At 72.7% G+C, this 1,040-nt stretch carries 1 protein-coding gene; it reads left to right on the forward strand.

All coding sequences use genetic code 11. The features are described from left to right. The coding region (locus tag G6021_RS13970) for a phosphoglucosamine mutase (protein ID WP_182641541.1) at nt 1-944 on the forward strand (944 nt) is incomplete at its 5' end. Nucleotides 945-1,040: the final 96 nt, after the last annotated feature.

Here is a 1,040-nt window from a genome sequence, read left to right on the forward strand (position 1 = left end):
TGACGGAGGGGACGATCACCGGACCCACCGGGGCCTCGGTCGGCCGGATCTCACGCGCGTCGTCGGAGGACGCACTGGACGGGTACGTCCGGCACCTGCTCGACGCCACGCCCGGGCGGCTGGACGGGCTCGTCGTGGTGGTCGACTGCGCCAACGGGGCGGCCAGCGTCGCGGCGCCGCGTGCCTACCGCGACGCGGGGGCGACCGTGATCGAACTCCACGCCGACCCCGACGGGTACAACATCAACGACGGGTGCGGCTCCACACATCTGGATGACGTCCGCGCCGCGGTGCGCGAACACGGTGCGGACCTCGGTCTGGCGCACGACGGCGACGCCGATCGCTGCCTGGCCGTGGACGCCTCCGGCGAGGTCGTCGACGGTGACCAGATCATGGCGATCCTCGCCCTGGCGATGCGGGACTCCGGAGAGCTGGTGGGTGACACCCTCGTGGCGACCATCATGAGCAACCTCGGCCTCAAGGTGGCCATGCAGGCCGCCGGGATCCACGTCACCGAGACCAAGGTGGGGGACCGCTACGTCCTCGAACGGCTCCGCGAGGGCGGGTACAGCCTCGGCGGAGAGCAGTCCGGTCACCTCGTCCTCCCCGCCCACGCGACCACCGGGGACGGGGTCCTCACAGGACTGCGCATCATGGCCCGGATGGCGGAGACCGGCAGCCCCCTGTCCGAGCTCGCCGGCGTGATGACGGTCCTGCCGCAGGTGCTGATCAACGTGCCGGTGGACGACAAGGCCGCGGTCGTGTCGTCCTCGGTGGTGGGCGATGCCGTGGCCGAGGAGGAGGCGCGACTGGGTTCGGGCGGCAGGGTGCTGCTGCGTCCCTCGGGAACCGAGCAGCTGGTCCGCGTCATGGTCGAGGCGGAGGACGCGCACTGCGCCCGCCAGGTGGCCGAGCGACTGGCGGGGCTCGTCACCGCGGTCTGAGCCCCGGTGCGGTGGCCGGGCCCCACTCCGGGTGACGCCCGGCTCAGCTCCCGGTGAAGCTCTTGGCCAGCTTGAGCAGCGGCGGCGCCCCCGCCA

The sequence above is a fragment of the Dietzia sp. CW19 genome (genome assembly GCF_014145265.1).
Classification (GTDB): domain Bacteria; phylum Actinomycetota; class Actinomycetes; order Mycobacteriales; family Mycobacteriaceae; genus Dietzia; species Dietzia natronolimnaea.